We start from the raw sequence: 19,708 nt of genomic DNA on the forward strand, positions 1-19,708 counted from the left end.
ATGAAACGAATCACAGCCCTGTTGCGGGCCGGTCTGGCCGCCTTGCTGCTCTGGTGCGCCTTGCCCGCCCTGGCGGCGGAATTGCCCCCCCTCTCCTTGGCGGATGCCAAGGCCAAGGAGGCCGTCATCCTGGATACCCGCCCCAGCTACTTCTACCAGGGCTGGCCCATGGCGGATGAGCAGCAGGGCGGCCACGTGGCTGGCGCCGAGAGCCTCTCCGCCGAGTGGAAATACGGTGACGAGGAGTGGGCCAAGGCGCTCAAGGAGAAGGGACTGAGTGCGGACCGTCCGGTGGCACTCTATGGCGAACCGCGCGGGGTGGCCGAGGTGGCCCGCCTGCTGCGCCAGCAGGGCATCAAGCAGCTGTTCGAGCTGCAGGACTGGAAGGCCGCGCCGCGCGAGGCCCTGACCCGCTGGCAGCAGCTGGTCTACCCGCGCTGGCTGGCGGATCTGCAGGAAGGCAAGCCGGTGGTGGCCAAGCCCAAGGGTGACTGGAAGCTGTTCGAGGTGGATTGGGGTTCACCCAAGGCTTACCTGCTGAGCCACATCCCGGGGGCCGGTTACATCGACACCAACCGCCTGGAAGAGGAGCCGTTGTGGAACAAGGTGTCCGATGAGGCGCTCAAGCAACTGCTGCTGGAGAACGGCATCCGTCACGACACCACCGTCATCCTCTATGGCCGCAACACCATGGCGGCGGCCCGTGCCGCTCACCTGATGATGTACGCCGGGGTGGAAGACGTGCGACTGCTGGATGGCGGCCTGGATGCCTGGTTCGTGCAGCACCTGCGCACCGAGACCGGCCTGGCCAACAAGTACGAGCCGGTGAAGGAGTTCGGCGTGGCCATTCCGGCGCACCCCGAGTACCTCACCTCCCTGACCCAGGCCAAGGAGCTGCTCAAGCAGCCCGATGGCGCCCTGGTCAGCGTGCGTACCTGGGACGAGTTCGTCGGCAAGACCTCCGGCTACAGCTACATCAAGCCGAAGGGTGACATCCCCGGCGCCAAGTGGGGTCGTGGTGGGGTGGATGCCAACAGCATGAGCGACTTCCACAATCCGGATGGCACCATGAAGCCGGCCCGCGAGATCCTCGCCATGTGGGATGAGTGGGACATAGAGCCAACCCAGCAGGCCGCCTTCTACTGCGGTACCGGCTGGCGCGCCTCCGAGGCCTTCTTCTACGCCTGGCTGATGGACTGGAAGCGGATCAGCGTCTACGACGGCGGCTGGTACGAGTGGAGCTCAGATCCCAAGAACCCCACCGTCACCGGTGAGCGTCAGCCCAAGGGCTGATGGCGCTCCTGCGTTACCCTGTCAAAGGCCGGACCCATGTCCGGCCTTTTTTCATCTGGATCTCCTGGCGCATCCCGCTGTTAACTCGCTGATTCAGCTCGCTGTTCTCATATTCTGGCCACACTCATTCGGGTGGGGGCGCTTGAGCTAGGCTTCAAGAAACATCCTCGTCCTGAGGATGCCGGAGGGAGAAGAGGCGGGCGATGAAACGACTGATGATGATCCTGGTGTGTGTGCTGGGACTGGTGGCGTGCAGCTCTCAATACATCATGAGCACCCGGGACGGGAAGATGATTACCACCGACAGCAAGCCCAAGCTGGATGAGGACACGGGCATGTACCGCTACTACGACGAAGAGGGGCGGGAGATGTTGATCAACAAGGATGACATCACCCAGATCATGGAGCGCTGAGGGGCGCAGGACGAGAAGGGCTGCCCGTGGGCAGCCCTTTTGTTTCAGCCGGTGATCTCGGCCACCTGGCGGTTGACCTGACCGACGAACAGCCGGTGGAAGCGGGAGTCCGGGTTGGCCAGCAGGCTGACCGGCGAGCCCTGCTCCACCACGCTACCCGCCTCCATCACCACCACCTTGTCCACCGACAAGAGCGGCTCCAGATGGTGGGCTATCACCAGATAGCTGGCCTCCGGCCGGTAGCGATAGAGCAGCTCCGCCATCTTGCGCATGCCGCCGTGATCGAGATCCGAGGTGGCCTCGTCCAGCACGATCAGCGGGCGGCGCGACAGCAGGATGCGGGCGATCACCAGCAGCTGGGTCTCGCCGGCCGACAGCTGCAGCTTGTCGAGATCCTCGTCCAGCCGACCGGCGCAGCGCTCGGCCAGGCCCACCCGGGCCAGCGCCAGCTCCAGCGCCTCGTCGTCGTGGCGGGTCAGGGGGGCCAGGTTGGCGCGCAGGGTGCCGAAGAAGGTGAGCGGCGTCTGGGAGACGGTGTCGTACAGATCGCGCACCGCCTCCGGCGCCAGCGCCGACAGCGGCTGCTCGTCGTAGTAGATCTCGCCCTGGGAGACCGGATACATGGCCTGCAGCACCCCGAGCAGGGAGCTCTTGCCCGCACCGGTGCGGCCGCAGACGCCGACCTTCTCGCCGGGGGCCAACTCGAAGTTCACCTTGTGCAGCGCCCACTGGCTCGCCTCGGGGTAGCGCAGCCCCAGGTTGTCGAAGCGCACCCTGGGATGAGGGGTGGAGAGGGGCTCACCTTCCTGGCGCTCGCTCTCGATCTCGCTGTACTCGCGCACCCGCTCCACCGCATTCATCACCTGCTCCACCTCGGCGAAGGTGCGGATCAGGGAGTTGAGCATGGCCGAGGCGGTGAAGGCGTAGGTGATGGCCACGGCCCCCAGCAGCGAGCTGTTGCTGAAGGCCACCATCAGCGCCACGGCCCCGACCAGGGCGGCGGAGAGCAGGGTCTGGTGCATGCCGAGCCAGCGGTTGATGGAGGTGGTGGTGTACCAGCTGCGCAGGTTGTTGTCATAGTGCAGCAGCACCTGATCCAGGGCGTAGCGCTCGGCGCCGGCCAGACGCAGGGCGGGGGCGCCGCGGATGGTCTCGCTGATGCTGATGTAGAGCGGGGAGCGCAGCACCGAGGACTGGCGCCGCAGCTTGAGCTGCACCGCCCGGTAGCGGCGCTGCAGCACATAGAGCGCCCAGCCCACCAGGGGGGCGATGAGCAGCAGCAGCGGCATGTTGACGCCGATCACCGCCACCTGCAGCAACACCGAGATGAGCATGGCGAACAGCCCCATCAGCATGGACAGCAGTATCTCCTGCGCCTCCCCGAGATCCCGATCGAAGCGGTTGAGGATGCGCCCCTGGGGCACCTTGTCGAAGAACGCCATGGGGGCACGGCTGATGCGGCCCAGCATGCCGTCGAACAGGGTCCAGGCCAGCTTGAGGCCGAGCTTGTAGTTGATGATCCGCACCACCATGATGCAGACGAGGGAGCCCGCCCCCAGCAGCACATAGATGCCGAGCAGGGTGCGGACATCCGCCACCTCGGCCTTGCCGCCGAGCCAGAGATCCGAGGCGATGCGCAGTCCCTCCTGGCCCAGGGTGAGCAGCAGTGCGATCAGGATGGCGCCGGGGGCGGCCAGGCGCTGCCACATGAAGCCGAACAGGCCCCAGTCGACCTTGCCCTCGACCACCTTCTCCTCGCTGAATTGTTCCGCCTCCTGCGGCGCCACCATGGGGGCGGGGAGCGGATGCTGGATGAGATCCGCCAGCTGGTGTGCGTCGAGCTCCACCAGTTGGCCCTGCTCGACCCGGATAACCCGATCGCAGTGGGCCAGCACGTCCGGATCGTGGCTCACCAGCAGCCGGGTGGGGCCCGGCTTGAAGGCGAGCCCCTGCTCCAGCACCTGGGCCGAGACGATGGGATCCAGCGCCGAGAGGGGGTTGTCCAGCAGCAGGATGTCGGCCTTCGCATAGAGCGCGCGTGCCAGGGCGACCCGCTGCTGCTGGCCGCCGGAGAGGCGGGTACCGAGCTCGCCCACCAGGGTCTGGTCGCCGTGGCTGAGCAGGCTGAGGTCGGCACTGAGGGCGCAGGCGCCGAGCACCCAGCGATAGCGTTCGCCGTGCCAGGGCTGGCCGAACAGTATGTTGTTGCGAATGGTGTCGTTCATCAGCCAGGGCTTGTGGCCGAGGTGGGCCACCCGGCCGTGGCGGCGGATCTCCCCCTCGAACTCGTTGTCGAAGCCGGCGATCAGGTGCAGCAGGCAGCTCTTGCCCGCCCCGGTCGCCCCCGTGATCCCCACCAGCTCCCCCGGCTGGATAGCGAGGCTGGCCCCTTGCAGCACCGCCTTGTGCTGGTGCCGGGCGGTGACGGCCTGGAGCCGCAGGCTGCCGACGGGCAGGCTGGGGTCGTTGAGATCCCGGTGCTGTTCCGCGCTGTTGAGGAAGTCGCACAGCCGGTTGAAGCCGGTGTTGAAGTTGATCAGGGTGCGGATGAGGTAGGGCAGCCGCATCATGGGGATGCGCAGCACCGCGAACAGGGCGATGGTGGTGAACACCTGAGGCAGGGTCAGGCTCTGGCCCGATGCGAGATAGGTGGTGAAGGTGGCGAGGGTGACCAGCAGCGGGGTGCTCAGCATCAGGAAGCTGTTGACGGCATCGAGCTTGAGCACCCGGCCGAGCACGCCGAGCTCCTGCTGGCGCTTGGCGTTAGCCGCCTGGGTGAAGAAGGCGCCGAGCCCGTTCTGGCGCACCAGCCGCAGCTTCTTGATATATTCCGCCAGTATGCCGTTGCGCTCGTCCTGCTGGCGCTTGAGCTGCTGCTCCTGCTGGTTCATGCGGCGCACCACCCGGGTGGAGACCAGCAGCAGCAGGGTGAGCACGGCGAAACCGACCAGGCCGGCACTGCCCACCTGCCACACCAGCAGGGCTATGGTGCCGGCCAGTTGCAGCGCCATGGTGAGCGGCATGGCCGGATCGGCCAGGATCCAGGTGATGTCCCACACATCCCGGTTGATGAGGTTCTGCACCCGGCCACCGGCGCGGTCGTCAAAGCTCTTGCCCCCCAGCTTCATCACCTTGGCGAGCAGGGACTCGGCCAGCAGGCGGCGAATGGGGACGTGCATCTTGAGCGCCAGCTGCAGGGAGTGCTCCGCCAGCATGCCGGCGGCCAGCACCGAGGCGAACAGGGCGAAGGCCAGCAGCAGCTTGTGGCCTGTGCTGGCTCCGTCACCGAGCTGGGTCATGCTGTGGTTCAGCAGCCAGGGGCTGGCCAGGGTCGCCAGCATGCCGAGCAGCTGCAGCAGGGTGAGCAGGCCGATGCGCCCGCGGTAGTGATGCCAGATGAAGGCCATGATGGGCCAGGGCCGCACCGGCCGGGTGGCGGTCAGCGCGAGGAAGGCGTCGGCGCGCTCGTCACGCCTGTCTTCCGGCAGCAGAGGATAGAGATCGTCGAGGCTGACCTGGGGTTCGCTCAGACCCTTGCGCAGCAAGGGCCCCGTCCAGTGATAGAAGAGACGGCTCAGCCAGCCGGCCGAGGTTTCCGGGTGTTCCAATGGTGATCCTTATTATTGTGTGTTGCTTCCGACAGGGTGGGGCGGCTCATGGGCCGCCCTCAATTTTAGGATGTCATTGCCCCGGGCCTGCTGCCCGGGCCGGGATCAGCGATCCCGATTCAGGCGGATGAGCCGGTCCAGGATCTGCTCGCCGTCGGCCCGCAGGCCGTTGTGTTCGTATTCGTTGGTGATCCAGGCGCGGCTGTTGCCGAGGCCCTTGAGCGTCTCGCGGCAGTAGTCGAACTCGACGTACATGTCCTCGGCGTAGACGGCGCAGGCCACCGGCACTGTGTTGCGGGCCAGCCGGGCCGGATCGTAGAGCGGGCCCCAGTCCGCCTTGTGGGCCAGCAGGTGGGCGGCCTCCTTGAGCGGTATCAGCTCGCGGAACTGCTCGAACATCCAGGGGTAGATCATCTCGCCGGTGAAGGCGAAGTCCTTGCCCGGCGCCCAGGCCAGGGCCGGGTACTCGCCCCTGACCCGCTCGGCCGCCCAGTTGCTGGCTTCCCCCTCGCAGTAGATGGCCTCGTGCAGGATGGCGAACACCGGGTTGGTGTTGAACGGCTGCATGGCCTGCACCTGATAGAGGAAGGCGGGGTTGAGCCGCTCGCCGATGAAGGCGTCCTCCAGCAGGTAGTAGAGCTCCTCGAAGGCGCCGCTGGCGCCGAGATCCAGCCCCTGCTGCTGCAGCTGCTGCACCGTCAGGCGCTGGCCGTTGGGCAGCCGCACCTCGTGGTGATGCAGGTGGTTCGCCAGCCGGTTGGCGATGGCCTGGGCGTGGGGGAAGCGGGCGAAGAAGGCGCGATTCTTGTCCGCGACCCGCTGGTAGGTGGCGCGGTAGACCTCGTCCGCGCTGCGGCCTATGGGGGCCACGCCGCCGGTGAGGTAGACCTCGTGCAGGCTGTCCGGGAACAGGGAGAGATAGGTGAGGCTGCAGAAGCCGCCGAAGCTCTGGCCGAGCAGGCTCCACGGCCGGCCCGGGCTCAGGATCTCGCGCAGGTATTCGGCGTCCCGCACTATGCTGTCGGCGCGAAAATGGCTGAGGTAGTCGGCCTGCTGGCGGGGCGTGAACTGGGTCAGCGCCTCGGCATGGATGGGGGTGGAGTGGCCGGTGCCGCGCTGATCGAGCAGCAGTACCCTAAACTCCTGCAGCGCCCGCTTGAGCCAGCCGCTGGCGGCGGTCGGGCGCGGGGCTCCGAAGCCCGGGCCTCCCTGCAGGAAGAGCAGCCAGGGCAGGTCATCGTCCAGCCGATCCTGGTGACAGAGGGTGCGGCCAAACAGGGTGATGGTCTCCTCATCGTCAGGCTGCTGGTGGTCGAGGGGCACGGTGAAGAAGTGTGGCTCGCAATGGATGCCGTCCAGCACATAACGCAAGGGGCTGCTCATCTTGGGTCTCCCTGAGGGTAGGAAATCGTCGGCTCATCATAGCCCTGGCATGGGGGACGGGTCACGCCGCTTTTCGCTATTGTTGAGCGGCCGCCGAGCCATCTTGCCGGCCCGGCGAGGGCCTGGCCGGAATTATTATCGGCGGGTGATTGACGGCGAGTGGCGCTTGTCCAAAGATGAGCCGCCTGCCGAGCAAGGCAGGAGAACCGGCGCAGGAGTCGCGCACAAGAAAGGATGAGGTGGGCTCGATGAAGCCTAAATGGATAAGGTTCAGGAAGAGAAGAAAACAGACGGATCCGGAAGGGGTGTTGCAGGCTGGGTTGCTGATGTTCAGCGCCACCTGCGGGGCCACTCTGCTGCTGGCGGCCTGTAACGGCGGCTAGCAGATGACCAGACTGACAAGGCCCGCTCCCTCGAGCGGGCCTTTTCATTTGGCGACGCCTGCCGGGTGATGAGACTCCAACCAGTACCGATCTGACGGGGATCGGGACCGGCCCGGGGCCACCCCTGGCGCCGGGTTTGCGGTAGCCGGAGAGCTGCTGCTATGGTCAGATCACGACTCGATCCACTGAGGGAGACGATCATGAATAGTCGTGAGAGAGTTCTGGCCCATCTGGCCACCGATCAACGGGTCGCCGGCCTGACCGCCGGTGAGGCGCTGGCCAGCATCAACCATTCGATGAGCTCGCTGCTGCTGCAACGGGATCAGCATTTCTTCCGCCGCCACGCCGATGACCCTTGCCACGAGGTCGCGCGGGCCTGCTATGCCGGCCACGTCTGGCACGGTGACGAGAACCTGTCATAGCTCTGTGGGGAGGGCTGCGCCGCCGCGCGCGAACGCCAGATGCAAAAAGGCCCGCTCGAGTGAGCGGGCCTTTCAAATTTGGCTCCTCCTACTGGACTTGAACCAGTGACATACGGATTAACAGTCCGCCGTTCTACCGACTGAACTAAGGAGGAATTGTTGGTGCCCAGAGACGGAATCGAACCGCCGACACGGGGATTTTCAATCCCCTGCTCTACCGACTGAGCTATCTGGGCAACGGCGCGCATTAAACCCTTTCTGGACTTGGGTGTCAACCATGGGGTGCAGATTGCGGTGCCGTTCGCTCGATAACCGAGCAATCCGCCCCGCCGCCGGGGAGCTTGTCGGGAGCTCTAGGGGCTGCAGGCGCCGACTTCCCGCCTGGCGGCCACAAGAAGGGGGCCAGCGGCCCCCGGTTGCACTCCGTCATGACTCAGTGACGGCTGATGATAATGCGGCCCGTGCTCATGTCACGGGCCTGGCCGGTGACGCTGATCTTGAGGCCATACTCGGGCAGCAGGCGACCCGCATCCGGGATGGCGTCGCTCTGGTAGCTGCGGGAATCCTTGAACACCCGGTTCGGGGCTATCCAGAAGTCGCGCAGCAGGGCGCCGCTCGGATGCTTGAGGTCGAGCGGACGCTGGAAGCCCAGGCTGAAGGTGGCGTCATGGATCTGGTAGCGGGTGCCGGCCACGGCGCCATCGCTCCAGCTCAGGGTGCGCTGATCCCCATCCACCACGCCGAGGAAGCCTTCACCCGGATGGATTCCCACCCAGTTGTTGGCCTGGCTGTTGTCCACGTACCAGAGCAGCATGCCCGGCTCGTAGCGCATCAGCTGATCCGCCACGTTGATGTGGGCCAGCCCCTTGTCGACCCCCGCATGGTTGCGCCACTCAGCCAGGTAGTAGTGATCCTTGGCCTCGCTGCCGTTGCTCTGCACGAAGCCGGCCAGGGTGAAGGCGGCGCTGCCCTCGGCCCCGTCGCTCAGCACCACATCTCCGTCGGCGAGCAGCTGGATCTCGTCCACGAACAGGCCGTTTTCGGCCACGCCGGCGTCGCTCTGGTATTGCAGGCTGAGCTCGATGCGCTGACCGGCCCAGGGGCTCAGGTCAAACTCGGCATCGACCCAGCCGTTGGAGTTGCCGGTGAGGCCGACGCCGAAGCCGACCCCGTTCGGATCGTCGGCGGTGGTGAGGTTGCCCGGGATGGGCTCGCCGTTGACCAGCACCCGCGCATAGTCAAAGCCCTCCTCGATCTGATACCAGGCCTTGAACGCCAGGCTGGCGCTCTGCCTGCCGGTCAGATCCAGCGCCAGGCTCATGCGGTTGTCGAGACCGTTGCCCTTGCCGCCGTGGTACTGGTACTGGCCGGCGTAGGGCGGGTTGAGCGGGATCTGCTTGGCGGGCAGGTTGATGCGCACCACGTCGTCGTTGCGGCCCTTGTCGTTGGCCTGATCCAGCATGTAGACGTTGCCGCGGGGGCCGAGATCGTCGAGCCGCAGGTTGCTGCCGTGCAGCCAGTTGCCGCCGAGGGAGGCCTGCAGGAACTCCTTGGCCCAGGCGGAGAAGCCGGTCGGCTCGGTGCCGCCGATCACCCCGGCCCAGGAGCCGGACGACATGATGGACCAGGTCGCCACCGGTTCCCCCTTGCCGCTGTACTTGGTGTCGTACTCGTCCGGCAGCCCGAGATCGTGGCCATATTCGTGGGCACAGACCCCGGCGGCGGCGTCGATGGGCTGGATGGTGTAGTCGTAGGCGGCGAACTGGCCGCCGAAGTTCCCGCTCGGGCTGTCGGTGCCCGGGATGGGGTAGGGGGCGCCGAGGTTCCAGCGATGGGCCCAGATGGCATCTTCGCCGAGATCGCCGCCGCCCGCCTCTTCCCCCACGCTGGAGTGGAAGATCATCAGGTGGTCGATGAGGCCGTCCGGCTCGTCTCTGTTGCCGTTGCCGTTCAGATCGTAGCGATCCTCTTGATCAAACTGGGCGAGATCGATGGCCGGATCCCCCGCCACCTGTAACAGCGCCTCCTTCACCAGCTCCCGCACCGCCGTCTCGTTGAGGTTGCTGCCGTAGTAGGCGGCACTCTTGGCGGCGGTATACCAGCCGGCCACCTGGCCACCCACGCTGTAGCTCTGGCCGGATTGCTGCTCGTAGAACTGGCGCATGGAGATGAAGCGCTCGCCGCCCGGTCCCGCATAGCCCTTGGCCGAGAACAGCAGATCGTTGTAGTGCGCCGGGGTGTAGTCCGGGTAGTACATCTTGGTGAGCTCGGGGCTGAGGCTGTTCTTCGGGTAGTCCGGGAAGTCCACCAGGATGGCGAGGATCTTGTCCTTGCGCATCTTGCCGCTGTAGTGCTCCTGCTCGATCGCCTTGAGCAGCAGGGTCGGCACCCTGTCACCCGGCCGCGCTGTGCCGTTCAGGCGGATCTTCTTGAGGATGCGCTCCCGCACCTTGCCCTCTTTCTGCGCCAGGCTGCCACTGCCGCCCGGGTAGGCCCGCGCCTTGTCGCGGTAATAGCGGGCCAGCGCGGCCTGCTCCTGCTCGGGAGAGGCCAGGGTCGGGATGTGGCCGCTCTTTTTAAGCATCTCCAGCACCTTCACCTCGTCGGCGAGGGGGGCATCGAAGGGACCATGGACCGGGGCGGCCATGGCGTGGTTTCCAATCATAAGGGTCGAGCCGACAAGCAGGCTCATTATTGTTTTTTTAGGCATTACTATGTGCTCCTTCACATGATCAAAAAGGGAGCCCGTCGGACTCCGCTTTCCTGGCGGGCAGTGATTCACCCGCGTCCCTTGATACCTTCAGACAGGGCATTTGTCATCAAGGGCTGCAAGGTGAAATGCACTGGTTTTGAGTGGCCTAGTGACGCTGAACGCAAGGTGTGGCTGAGAGGATGTGAAGTTATGTATGTGCATCTAATTCTTGGGCAGCTGATTACCCTTTTTTAACCTTTTTGCGGACACCACCATTTGGGAGGGGGCGGGCGAGGCAGTTATCTTGGTCCCTCGCATTGAGCCGGATGCACTCTGCGGGTATGCTTTGCCGCAACCATACCCCTGGCGGCAAGAGTGCCTATTGCCGGCCAGCCGGGTGTCGACATCCATCAAATACCGTCTGGGGTTTATATGAGTATCAACATGCAAGAGTGGCGCGAAGAGACCACCGCCATCGTCAACGAGCTGCTGGCCGACGGCAGCAATCCGGATGTGGACTACGAGATTGAGCACCACTTTGCCTGCCAGGACTTCGATCTGCTGGAGAAGGCGGCGGTCGATCTGTTCAAGGCCGGTTTTGAAGTGACCGATGCCGAAGAGATGGAGCTGGACGACGGCGCACCCATCTTCTGCTTCGACGCCACAGTAGTGCGCAAGCTGGAGATCGAAGCCATAGTCGCCGACATCGAGAAGATGCTGCCGGTCCTCGAGAAATACGGCGTGGATTACGACGGCTGGGGCACCTACTTTCAGGAGTAATCCCCTCGACAGACAATGACAGACAATAAAAAAGGCCACTTGAAGTGGCCTTTTTTATTGTCTGTCGATCAGTCCGCGGGCAACTGGTAGTTGCGGGCAAATTCCGCCGGGGGGAGGGGGCGGCTGAACAGGTAGCCCTGCAGGCGATCGCAGCCCGCCTGGGCCAGCCAGGTTTGCTGCTCCTGGGTCTCCACCCCTTCGGCGGTGATCTTGATCCCGAGCTCATGGCCGAGGCCGATGACGGAGCGCACTATGGCGGTGGTGGCCTGGTTGGTCGCCAACCCCTGGGTGAAGCTTCTGTCCAGCTTGAGGGTCGCCACCTGCAGCCGAGGCAGGTAGGCCAGGGAGCAGTAGCCGGTGCCGAAGTCGTCGATGGCGAGCTGAAAGCCGGCCTCGATCAGGTTCGCGAGGTTGCTCTCTATCTCGTCGGCATTTTCCATCAGCACCCCTTCGGTGATCTCCAGCTCCAGCTGCCAGGGGGCTATCCCGTGGCGTTCGATGCAGGCGAAGATCTGCGGGCAGAGCTCGGGGTCACGGAACTGCAGAGGCGACAGGTTGACTGAGAGCACCAGATCCGGCGCCGCCACTTGCCAGCGCGCCAGCTGGGCACAGCCCAGCTCCAGCATTAGCTGGCCGAGCTGGCCGATGAGCCCCAGCTCTTCCGCCAGGGGAATGAATTCGTCGGGGGAGATCATGCCGAATTCCGCATGAGGCCAGCGGCAGAGCAGTTCGGCGCCGTGCAACTGGTTGCTGTGGGTGCAGATGATCGGCTGATAGACGGCGACCAGCTGGGCCGACTTGATGGCCAGCGGCAGCTGGGCGGCGATGAGCTGACGGCGTTTGAGCTTGGCATCGAGTTCGGGGTCGAACAGGGTGCAGTGTTGCTGCTGGCGCTTGCCCTGAGCCAGGGCGGCCTCGGCATGGCTCAGCAGGCGCTCGGCATCGTTGGCCTTGCCCTGGGCGATGCCGAGGAAGACCGGGATCTGGATCCTGTGCTCCTCGACCTGATAGGGCACCATCAACTCGTACTGCAGGTTGCGGCTCCACTCGGTCAGGGGAAGGGGCAAGTCCGGCAGCAGCAGGGCGAAGTCATCGGCCGCCACCCGGCACAGCAGGGACTGGGGCGGCGCCAGCCGTTGCAGGCGACGGGCCACCTGGCTGAGCAGGCGATCGGCGATGCGGATGCCGAAGCGATCGTTGATCTCGCGAAAATGTTGCAGATCGACCAGCAGCAGGCTGGCCGGGCGGGCACCGAGGTGGCGGCTGGTCTGCAGGAAGTGGGAGAGTTTGAGCAGGCCGGTCAGGCTGTCGTAATGCTGCTCCTGCTGGAGCTGGGCCTGGGTGGTGCGCAGCCCGGTGATGTCACGGCTCAGGGTCAGGATGCCGAGGGAGTTGCCCTCGTCATCCGGCACGTCGACCCGGGTCACCTCCAGATGGCGGCCCTGGCCATTGGCATCCATCAGGCAATACTCCCCCCGTCCCAGCGGCTGTACGGCGGGCAGTCGAGGGGCGATCCGCTGGCCCAGCGCCTCGCTCGCCGCCAGCCCCATGAAGTCGAGAAAGGCCTGGTTGCAGTCGATGAGCAGGCCCTGGTGGTCTTCCAGCCGGATAGGGTCCGGGATGGCGTCCAGCAGGCGACGCTGCAGCAGCTGCTGCTGGCGGAAGGTCTGCTCCAGCTCCTTGCGCTGATCTATCTCGCTGATCATGGCGAACAGGGCAAGCGGGTGGCCCTGCTCGTCATAGAGCGGGATCTTGTGGATCTCCATCCAGCTGGTGGTGCCGCCGCTGTGGCAGTGCAGCTGCTGATGGAGCAGGGGACGCCGCTCTGCCAGCAGACGCTGATCCTCCTCCCGGAACACATCGCCCCAGGGCATCTCGGCATCCGTCTTGCCGACGAGTTCATGGGGGTGCTGCAGGCCAGCCTCTCGCGCGAAGACCTTGTTGGCGAACAGGTAGCGTCCGTCCGTATCCCGGCAAAAGATATTCATGGGTAACTGGTCGATGATCTGCTGCAGCAGAGCCAGGGTGAGCAAGGAATTCACGGGGATACTCACGGGGGAGACTTCGAGCAAATCTATGATAACAGGCCACTTTTGTAAAGCGTGGCCGAAGGCTTGACCATTTCTGTTGATCCCTGCTGACAGTCTGTGTCGCGGGCGCCATAATAGCCGCCGGTTGGCCTGTGGCCGTATGGATGAGAGAAGCGACATGAAGAAGATAATGGGGGGCGCCCTGGCCCTGTTGATGGTCGGTTGTGCCAGTGACAACAATGGCGGCGAGCAGTATCGCTATACCCCGCCGGTTGCCAAGGCGACCAACAACACCCAGGAGCTGGCGATCCCGGTGGATCTGGTGTGGGCCCGCGCCGAGAAGTGGTTTGGCGATCACGGCCTGAACATCGAGAACAGCCAGCGTGGCTCCGGCCTGATGACCGCCAACGTCGAGAATTCGGCCGAGGGTCTCGAGTGGCTGGATTGCGGCACCATGGGCGCCAAAGTGGCGCTGGGCAACCCCAATCTGCAGATCAACCTGATCATCACCCAGAGCGGCAACAACAGCGTGGCGACCGTCAACGTCAAGGGCAACACCCAGCTCTACTTCGTCGAGTCCTCCGGCGAGCGCGTGCTGGCGCCGTCCATCAGCCCGGTCTGCGTCTCTCGTGGCAGCTTGGAGCAGAGCCTGTTCGCCACCCTGGGCAACTGATCCGGCCCTGCCCGCCGCCCGTCATGGCGGCGGTCCGCACCAAACACCCCGTTGCCTGCAACGGGGTGTTTGTTTTTGGGGGGTAGCGAGCATCAAGGAGAGGGAACCGCCATTGGCGCATCCTGGCGGTTCAGGCCTGCGTGCAGCAGCAGCCAGCATCAACAAAAACCCCGGCAGAGGCCGGGGTTTGTCATGGAAGGCTCAGCCTTGCAGCGCGCTGTCACCGTGGAACAGTACCTGCTCGCCGGACTTGAGCAGATAACCCTTCCAGGGGAAGAGCTGATAGGCGCCGCCCTGCCAGGACCAGTTGCCCTCGTCCCCCTGGCGGACCAGCCGGATCTGCTCGCCGCTTGGCAGAGTCAGCTCGGCCTCGCGCTGATCGGGGCCGAACAGCACGAAGGCACTGCCGGTTTCATCGGCCTTGAGGGATTGCAGCCGCACCGCCTGCTCGAACAGCCGCACGCACTGGCTGGTCAGGCTGGACCACTGGTAGCCGGCGCTGGCACGGCAGCCGTGGACATCCTGATCGTTGCCGACCAGGTGCTGTTCCGGGGTGCTGCAGGCCGCCAGCAGCAGGGAGGCGGCCATCAGGGTCAGGGTGCGCATATTACTCCTGCAGATCCCGCTCGATGACGATGCTGGAGAAGCCCAGTTCCTTGAAGTAGTTCTCCTGGTAATCCTTCACGCTCTTCTTGTCGCGGCGGCAGACCTGGGCCAGCTGGGCCTCCATGGCGTGGAAGCTGGCCAGGTTGATCCCCTCGGCCGCGGCGATGGCATCGTAGATGCTGTTGAACTTGTCGTTGGCGTAGCCGATCTCTTTGGTTTTTTTGCCGTAGGTGTAAGTAATTTTAAACGCCATCGGGGTCTTCCTTCTTTTTCGCCTGCTTGCGCTGGACGTACAGGTAGAGGCTCTCGACCTTCTCCCTGGCCCAGGGGGTCTTGCGCAAGAATTTCAGGCTGGATTTGATGCTGGGATCCTGGGTGAAGCAACGGATGTCGATCTCCTTCCCCAGCTGCTCCCAGCCGTAATGCTCGACCAGGGCGGTGACGATCGCCTCCAGGGTCAGCCCGTGCAGTGGGTTCTTTCGCTGTGCTGGCGGAGTGGGTTGGTCGCTCATGGCTTGGCCGCCAGCTTGGCAAAGGGTTGCCCCATGCGGGTGGTCACGCCGTTGGCCAGGTGCGGCTCGAAACCGGCCAGCATGCCCGGGCCAAACAGGCAGACCACTGTGCTGCCGAGCTTGAACAGGCCCATCTCGGCTCCTTTCTGCAGGGTGATGGCCTCGTCACCGCTGTAGTCCCAGCGCACCACTTCTTTCTGCCTGGTCGGTGCTATGTTGCCGGCCCAGATGGTCTCGATGCTGGCGACTATGGTGGCGCCAACCAGCACCAGCGCCATGGGACCATGGGGGGTGCGGAAGGTGGCGACCACCCGTTCGTTGCGGGCGAACAGGTTAGGCACGTTTTCGGCGGTGAGCGGGTTGACGGAGAAGAGATCCCCCGGCACGAACACCATGCTCTCCAGTACGCCGTCCAGCGGCATGTGGATGCGGTGGTAATCCTTGGGCGCCAGATAGATGGTGGCAAAATCCCCATCCTTGAATGGCGCCACCAGATCCTCAAAGCCCCCCAGCAGCTCGCGGGCGCTGTAGTCGTGGCCCTTGGCCTGGATGATGCGGCCTTGCTGGATGGGGCCGAGCTGGCTGACGGTGCCATCCACCGGCAGGGCCAGGGTCATGGCATCTTCCACCAGCGGGCGGATCCCCGGCTTGAGCTCACGGGTGAAGAAGGCGTTGAAGCTCGGGTAGTGGGCGGGACTCTCGTGCAACGCCTCGCTCATGTCGACCTGGTACTGCTTGATGAACGCCTCTATCACCCTGGTGGTGAGCTTTCCGGCCTCGGCGGCCGCCAGCTTGCCAACCAGGCGGGAGACGGCATGTTTGGGCAGGCAATATTGACCGGCAATTTTCAGGTTGTCAGTGATGCTCATGATCTTCATCGAAATAAGTTGAATGGGTCACAGTCGGGCTTGCTGCCGACCGTGGCGGGCTTCCTGCATGGTTTCCAGGATGCGGTGATAGTTGTGGAAGCGATCGGCGCTGATGGCGCCACTGTCGACCGCCGCGCGCAGGGCGCAGCCGGGATCGTCCTTGTGGGTGCAGTCGCGGAATCGGCAACCACCCAGGTAGTCACGAAACTCGACGAAACACCAGGTGATGCGATCGGCTTCCAGGTGCCAGAGTGCGAACTCGCGGATCCCGGGGGAGTCGATCAGATCGCCGCCGCTCGGGAAGTGGTAGAGCCGCGCCGTGGTGGTGGTGTGGGTACCTAGCCCCGAGTTCTCGGAGATCTCGCCGGTGAGCACACCCAGCCCGGGCATCAGGGCATTGGTCAGGGAGGACTTGCCCACCCCGGACTGGCCGACGAAGATGCTGATCTTGCCTTCGAACTGGGCCTTGAGTTCGTCCAGCCCTTCGCCGCTCTCGCAACTCACCAGGATCACCTGGTAGCCGAGCTTGCGATAGGGGGCGAGCTGCAGCTCGATGCGCGCGCGGGCGGCGGCGTCGAGCATGTCGACCTTGTTCAGCACGATGAGCGGCTGGATCTCCACGTCTTCGGCGGCCACCAGATAGCGATCGACGATGTTGGTGGAGAACTCGGGTACCACCGCCGAGACGATGATGATCTGGTCGATGTTGGCGGCGATGGGTTTGACCCCGTCGTAGAAGTCCGGCCGGGTCAGCACCGAGTGACGGGGGTGTACCGCCTCGATGACGCCCGCGGTCGCGGCATTGAGGCCGGGACGCCAGACCACCTTGTCACCGCACACCAGGCTGCTGATGCTGCTGCGACGCAGGTTGCTGCGGTGGATGGTGCCGTCATTCGCTTCCACGTCCGCATGCTGACCGAAACGGCTGATCACCATGCCCTCGATGGCCGGGCCAAACAGGGTGTCATCCACGACCGTGCTGTGATCTTTTTGCAGCCGCCGCTCGCGGTTGGCCTGGACGCGTCTTTGTTGACCCAGATTGAGTTTTGCTTTCTTTGCCACTCGATTCGCCAGTTTATGAACAGATCCAAAGCCAGTATGATACATGCAAATCGGCAAAATTCCGCCATTCCTCCTAACTGAGAGAGTAATCATGACAGTCAGCGCGCAGAACCTGGTATGGATCGACATGGAGATGACGGGTCTGGACCCCGAGCAAAACGTGGTACTGGAGATCGCCACCATAGTCACCGACAAGGATCTGAACGTGCTGGCGGAAGGGCCTGTCATCGCCATTCACCAGAGCGAGGCAGAGCTCGCCAAGATGGACGAGTGGAACGTCAACACCCACACCAAGAGCGGCCTGGTGGCCAGGGTCAAGGCGAGTGAGCATGACGAGGCGCGCGCCGTGGCCGAGACGCTCGCGTTTATCCGTCAGTGGGTGCCGGAGCGCACCAGCCCGCTGTGCGGCAACAGCATAGGCCAGGATCGCCGCTTCATGGTCAAGCACATGGGCGAGCTGGAAGCCTTCTTCCATTACCGCAATGTCGACGTCAGCACCATCAAGGAGCTGGTGCGCCGCTGGCAGCCGGAGCTGCTGGATCAGTTCACCAAGCGCGGCACCCACATGGCGCTGGATGACATCCGTGAGTCCATCGCCGAGCTGCAGTTCTACCGCGGTCACGTCTTCAAAATCTGAGTTGCCGGCAAGGGGTTGGCGCCGTCCGGTCGCTAAAATCGACAGTTCGACCAGCTTTTGAGCGAACGGCTGCACAGTGACAAAAAAGCCCTTGCAATTGGAATGACTGCTCTTATAATTCGGCTCCCGTACAGTAGCGCAAGCAACCAAATGCTGTACGGCCGTTTTAAGGCAGTTGCGGGAATAGCTCAGTTGGTAGAGCACGACCTTGCCAAGGTCGGGGTCGCGAGTTCGAGTCTCGTTTCCCGCTCCAAAAGTTTGCAGATGATATTCCGATGCGGGAATAGCTCAGTTGGTAGAGCACGACCTTGCCAAGGTCGGGGTCGCGAGTTCGAGTCTCGTTTCCCGCTCCAATCATCAGCACAGCCTGAAAGGCAACCAATGTTGCGGGAATAGCTCAGTTGGTAGAGCACGACCTTGCCAAGGTCGGGGTCGCGAGTTCGAGTCTCGTTTCCCGCTCCAAGCTTATTTTATGAAGTGCTGCAGATGATATTCCGATGCGGGAATAGCTCAGTTGGTAGAGCACGACCTTGCCAAGGTCGGGGTCGCGAGTTCGAGTCTCGTTTCCCGCTCCAATCATGTGCAGATGACATCCTGTTGCGGGAATAGCTCAGTTGGTAGAGCACGACCTTGCCAAGGTCGGGGTCGCGAGTTCGAGTCTCGTTTCCCGCTCCAAAAATTTGCAGATGATATTCCGATGCGGGAATAGCTCAGTTGGTAGAGCACGACCTTGCCAAGGTCGGGGTCGCGAGTTCGAGTCTCGTTTCCCGCTCCAATCATGTGCAGATGACATCCTGTTGCGGGAATAGCTCAGTTGGTAGAGCACGACCTTGCCAAGGTCGGGGTCGCGAGTTCGAGTCTCGTTTCCCGCTCCAATCTCTCTTCGTAGTGCCCCATCCCTTCGATATCGCAGTTCAACTGCATGCCTCTATATCACCTTTTTATTTTCCCATTTTCCCAAACATATTCCGCCGTATCGGTCTCTTTCGCCTGTATTTGATCAGCTGGGACATCATGTACGTGCTGGCCTCGCCAGAGTCACCGTCTATGCACTGTGCCGGTATGGCAGGGCGCTTGTCGATTGGAGGGCGTGCCTTGGTTGGCGCGGGGAGAGGGAGGTAAATTGCGGGCAAAAAAATAGGAGGAGTCGATCTCCTCCTGCGAGCTCACGGGTGCGGCTTAGAGCAGAGTCACGTTCTCAGCCTGAGGGCCTTTCTTGCCATCGGTCACGGTGAACTGGACTTTTTGACCTTCAGCCAGGGTCTTGAAACCAGTGCTCTGGATGGAGGAGAAGTGAACGAAAACGTCCGGTCCCTGGGATTGCTCGATGAAGCCAAAGCCCTTGGTCTCATTGAACCATTTTACTTGGCCGGTGCGAATGTCAGACATGTGGTAAGTCCTATCTATAACAAAATGAAACTAACGCCTTGTTGGGCAGCATTTGCCTAGGATGCAGGGGCCTACCCATGACTGACTACGTCAATTTGTCCCAGTAGCATGCAGTACAATCCCTGTCGAAAGCACAAACGATTGTACTGAAGCCCGATCCCTTGTCAATTTGGCACTTTTCATTTTTTGAGCAAGCTAAAACTATTGCGAAGTCAGCGGCTTGTTTCATGGGTCCGCTCAAAAAAACGGGAGGCTCATCAGCCTCCCGTTGCATCACTCTTTGAGGGCAAACCCTTCACCCTGCCGGTCGTAGCGGTAACTCACCTGACCGAAGGAGCGGATCTCGACCCGCTGGATGCGGCGGCTGTCATCCACCAGGATGAACACCGACTTGCCCGATTGCAGTCGGGTCAGCGGGCGATCCGGCCCCTCGATGGCGATCAACCGGCTCAGCTCGGCGCCCGGCAGCTCGAACTTGCGGAAGATGGAGTAGAGGGTCTCTCCAGCCTGTACATCGTGTTGCAGCCAGCTGCCGTTCACCTTCTCCTCGACCGGCTTGGCGGCTTGCACCGCTCCCCCGCTGGTGGCGCTGCCCACGGTCAGCGCCTGGGTCGGCACGGCCAGTGGCACGGCGAGCGAGCCGGAAGGGGCCACGCGGGGCGCCGAGGGCGCAGGCTCCCAGGCCAGCAGCAGCAGCCAGATGGGCACCAGCACCAGCAGGCCTATGGTGTTTTTGCGCGGCAGCGGGCTGGTCAGCTTGAATGAACCCTTCTGGGTGTCCTTGTTGCGTTGACCAAAACCACTCATGCCCTGGCCGAGGCGTTGACGCAGGGGCAGGGTGGCGGCATTGATACGATGGAGCAGGGATCCTTGTGATTCGTCTTGGCGACGCTGCTGGGCACGTCTGTTATGGCCACGTGGGCGACGGTCCGGGGTGGGCACGGCATTTACCTCTC

At 63.5% G+C, this 19,708-nt stretch carries 18 protein-coding genes and 9 tRNA genes; 14 read left to right on the plus strand and 13 right to left on the minus strand.

Annotated elements, in window-relative coordinates; all coding sequences use genetic code 11:
- Together EL255_RS04260 and EL255_RS04265 are read left to right on the plus strand one after the other, a co-directional pair.
- Positions 1–1,293, plus strand: coding sequence for a sulfurtransferase (locus EL255_RS04260; protein ID WP_042651669.1), 1,293 nt, complete (start codon positions 1–3; stop codon positions 1,291–1,293).
- Positions 1,294–1,496: 203 nt separating this feature from the next.
- Entirely contained in the window at positions 1,497–1,706 is a 210-nt protein-coding gene (locus tag EL255_RS04265) for a YgdI/YgdR family lipoprotein (protein ID WP_042651670.1), read from the plus strand.
- Positions 1,707–1,750: 44 nt separating this feature from the next.
- Here the strand turns inward: EL255_RS04265 and EL255_RS04270 are convergent, their stop codons facing one another.
- Both EL255_RS04270 and EL255_RS04275 read right to left on the minus strand, forming a co-directional pair.
- A complete protein-coding gene (locus tag EL255_RS04270) occupies positions 1,751–5,314 on the minus strand; it encodes an ATP-binding cassette domain-containing protein (RefSeq protein ID WP_042651671.1) in 3,564 nt (1,187 codons plus the stop codon).
- A 105-nt stretch (positions 5,315–5,419) separates the two neighbouring features.
- Positions 5,420–6,697: an alpha/beta fold hydrolase gene (locus EL255_RS04275; protein WP_042651672.1), complete on the minus strand. Its 1,278-nt coding sequence runs from the start codon at positions 6,695–6,697 to the stop codon at positions 5,420–5,422.
- Between the two features lie 248 nt (positions 6,698–6,945).
- On the opposite strand from EL255_RS04275, the gene EL255_RS21675 reads away from it, so the two are divergent.
- Both EL255_RS21675 and EL255_RS04285 read left to right on the plus strand, forming a co-directional pair.
- Complete coding sequence (locus EL255_RS21675; RefSeq protein WP_126623269.1) at positions 6,946–7,080, plus strand: hypothetical protein; 135 nt, start codon at positions 6,946–6,948, stop codon at positions 7,078–7,080.
- Between the two features lie 200 nt (positions 7,081–7,280).
- Positions 7,281–7,502: a hypothetical protein gene (locus EL255_RS04285; RefSeq protein WP_042651673.1), complete on the plus strand. Its 222-nt coding sequence runs from the start codon at positions 7,281–7,283 to the stop codon at positions 7,500–7,502.
- 79 nt (positions 7,503–7,581) lie between these two features.
- Here the strand turns inward: EL255_RS04285 and EL255_RS04290 are convergent.
- The 3 genes from EL255_RS04290 to EL255_RS04300 all read right to left on the minus strand — a co-directional run bounded on the left by EL255_RS04290 (position 7,582) and on the right by EL255_RS04300 (position 10,149).
- Positions 7,582–7,657: transfer RNA gene (locus tag EL255_RS04290), tRNA-Asn, on the minus strand.
- Positions 7,658–7,662: 5 nt separating this feature from the next.
- A tRNA-Phe gene (locus tag EL255_RS04295) sits at positions 7,663–7,738 on the minus strand.
- 197 nt (positions 7,739–7,935) lie between these two features.
- The gene (locus tag EL255_RS04300) at positions 7,936–10,149 is read right to left on the minus strand and encodes an immune inhibitor A domain-containing protein (protein WP_232018903.1); all 2,214 of its coding nucleotides are present in this window, start codon (positions 10,147–10,149) and stop codon (positions 7,936–7,938) included.
- A gap of 489 nt (positions 10,150–10,638) precedes the next feature.
- On the opposite strand from EL255_RS04300, the gene rraB reads away from it, so the two are divergent.
- Complete coding sequence (rraB, locus tag EL255_RS04305) at positions 10,639–10,974, plus strand: ribonuclease E inhibitor RraB (RefSeq protein WP_042651675.1); 336 nt, start codon at positions 10,639–10,641, stop codon at positions 10,972–10,974.
- 68 nt (positions 10,975–11,042) lie between these two features.
- Here the strand turns inward: rraB and EL255_RS04310 are convergent, their stop codons facing one another.
- Positions 11,043–13,016: a putative bifunctional diguanylate cyclase/phosphodiesterase gene (locus EL255_RS04310; protein WP_042651676.1), complete on the minus strand. Its 1,974-nt coding sequence runs from the start codon at positions 13,014–13,016 to the stop codon at positions 11,043–11,045.
- A gap of 166 nt (positions 13,017–13,182) precedes the next feature.
- Between EL255_RS04310 and EL255_RS04315 the strand changes: the two genes are divergently transcribed.
- Entirely contained in the window at positions 13,183–13,677 is a 495-nt protein-coding gene (locus EL255_RS04315) for a hypothetical protein (protein WP_042651677.1), read from the plus strand.
- A gap of 201 nt (positions 13,678–13,878) precedes the next feature.
- On the opposite strand, the gene EL255_RS04320 is transcribed toward EL255_RS04315, so the two are convergent.
- From EL255_RS04320 to rsgA, 5 genes are read right to left on the minus strand one after another with little or no spacing between them, the layout of a single operon-like run.
- Positions 13,879–14,283 carry a hypothetical protein gene (locus EL255_RS04320; RefSeq protein WP_042651678.1) on the minus strand — a complete coding sequence of 135 codons (405 nt, stop codon included), beginning with the start codon at positions 14,281–14,283 and terminating at the stop codon, positions 13,879–13,881.
- A gap of 1 nt (position 14,284) precedes the next feature.
- Positions 14,285–14,536, minus strand: coding sequence for a DUF2960 domain-containing protein (locus EL255_RS04325; protein ID WP_042651679.1), 252 nt, complete (start codon positions 14,534–14,536; stop codon positions 14,285–14,287).
- Complete coding sequence (locus tag EL255_RS04330; protein WP_042651680.1) at positions 14,526–14,795, minus strand: VF530 family protein; 270 nt, start codon at positions 14,793–14,795, stop codon at positions 14,526–14,528. Before EL255_RS04330 ends, EL255_RS04325 begins: the two co-directional genes overlap by 11 nt.
- Positions 14,792–15,664 carry an archaetidylserine decarboxylase gene (asd, locus tag EL255_RS04335; protein WP_042651751.1) on the minus strand — a complete coding sequence of 291 codons (873 nt, stop codon included), beginning with the start codon at positions 15,662–15,664 and terminating at the stop codon, positions 14,792–14,794. Before asd ends, EL255_RS04330 begins: the two co-directional genes overlap by 4 nt.
- A gap of 27 nt (positions 15,665–15,691) precedes the next feature.
- Entirely contained in the window at positions 15,692–16,726 is a 1,035-nt protein-coding gene (gene rsgA, locus EL255_RS04340) for a small ribosomal subunit biogenesis GTPase RsgA (protein ID WP_042651681.1), read from the minus strand.
- A gap of 91 nt (positions 16,727–16,817) precedes the next feature.
- On the opposite strand from rsgA, the gene orn reads away from it, so the two are divergent.
- The 8 genes from orn (at position 16,818) to EL255_RS04380 (ending at position 18,238) form a co-directional block, all read left to right on the plus strand.
- Positions 16,818–17,363 carry an oligoribonuclease gene (gene orn / locus EL255_RS04345; RefSeq protein ID WP_042651682.1) on the plus strand — a complete coding sequence of 182 codons (546 nt, stop codon included), beginning with the start codon at positions 16,818–16,820 and terminating at the stop codon, positions 17,361–17,363.
- 177 nt (positions 17,364–17,540) lie between these two features.
- A tRNA-Gly gene (locus EL255_RS04350) sits at positions 17,541–17,616 on the plus strand.
- Between the two features lie 24 nt (positions 17,617–17,640).
- A tRNA-Gly gene (locus EL255_RS04355) sits at positions 17,641–17,716 on the plus strand.
- Between the two features lie 33 nt (positions 17,717–17,749).
- Positions 17,750–17,825: transfer RNA gene (locus EL255_RS04360), tRNA-Gly, on the plus strand.
- Positions 17,826–17,862: 37 nt separating this feature from the next.
- Positions 17,863–17,938, plus strand: a tRNA-Gly gene (locus tag EL255_RS04365).
- A gap of 24 nt (positions 17,939–17,962) precedes the next feature.
- A tRNA-Gly gene (locus tag EL255_RS04370) sits at positions 17,963–18,038 on the plus strand.
- 24 nt (positions 18,039–18,062) lie between these two features.
- A tRNA-Gly gene (locus tag EL255_RS04375) sits at positions 18,063–18,138 on the plus strand.
- A gap of 24 nt (positions 18,139–18,162) precedes the next feature.
- A tRNA-Gly gene (locus EL255_RS04380) sits at positions 18,163–18,238 on the plus strand.
- A 304-nt stretch (positions 18,239–18,542) separates the two neighbouring features.
- Here the strand turns inward: EL255_RS04380 and EL255_RS04385 are convergent.
- Both EL255_RS04385 and EL255_RS04390 read right to left on the minus strand, forming a co-directional pair.
- Entirely contained in the window at positions 18,543–18,752 is a 210-nt protein-coding gene (locus EL255_RS04385) for a cold-shock protein (RefSeq protein ID WP_042651683.1), read from the minus strand.
- Between the two features lie 273 nt (positions 18,753–19,025).
- The gene (locus EL255_RS04390) at positions 19,026–19,694 is read right to left on the minus strand and encodes a LysM-like peptidoglycan-binding domain-containing protein (RefSeq protein ID WP_042651684.1); all 669 of its coding nucleotides are present in this window, start codon (positions 19,692–19,694) and stop codon (positions 19,026–19,028) included.
- Positions 19,695–19,708: the final 14 nt, after the last annotated feature.

It is taken from the genome of Aeromonas encheleia (genome assembly GCF_900637545.1).
Lineage (GTDB): Bacteria > Pseudomonadota > Gammaproteobacteria > Enterobacterales > Aeromonadaceae > Aeromonas > Aeromonas encheleia.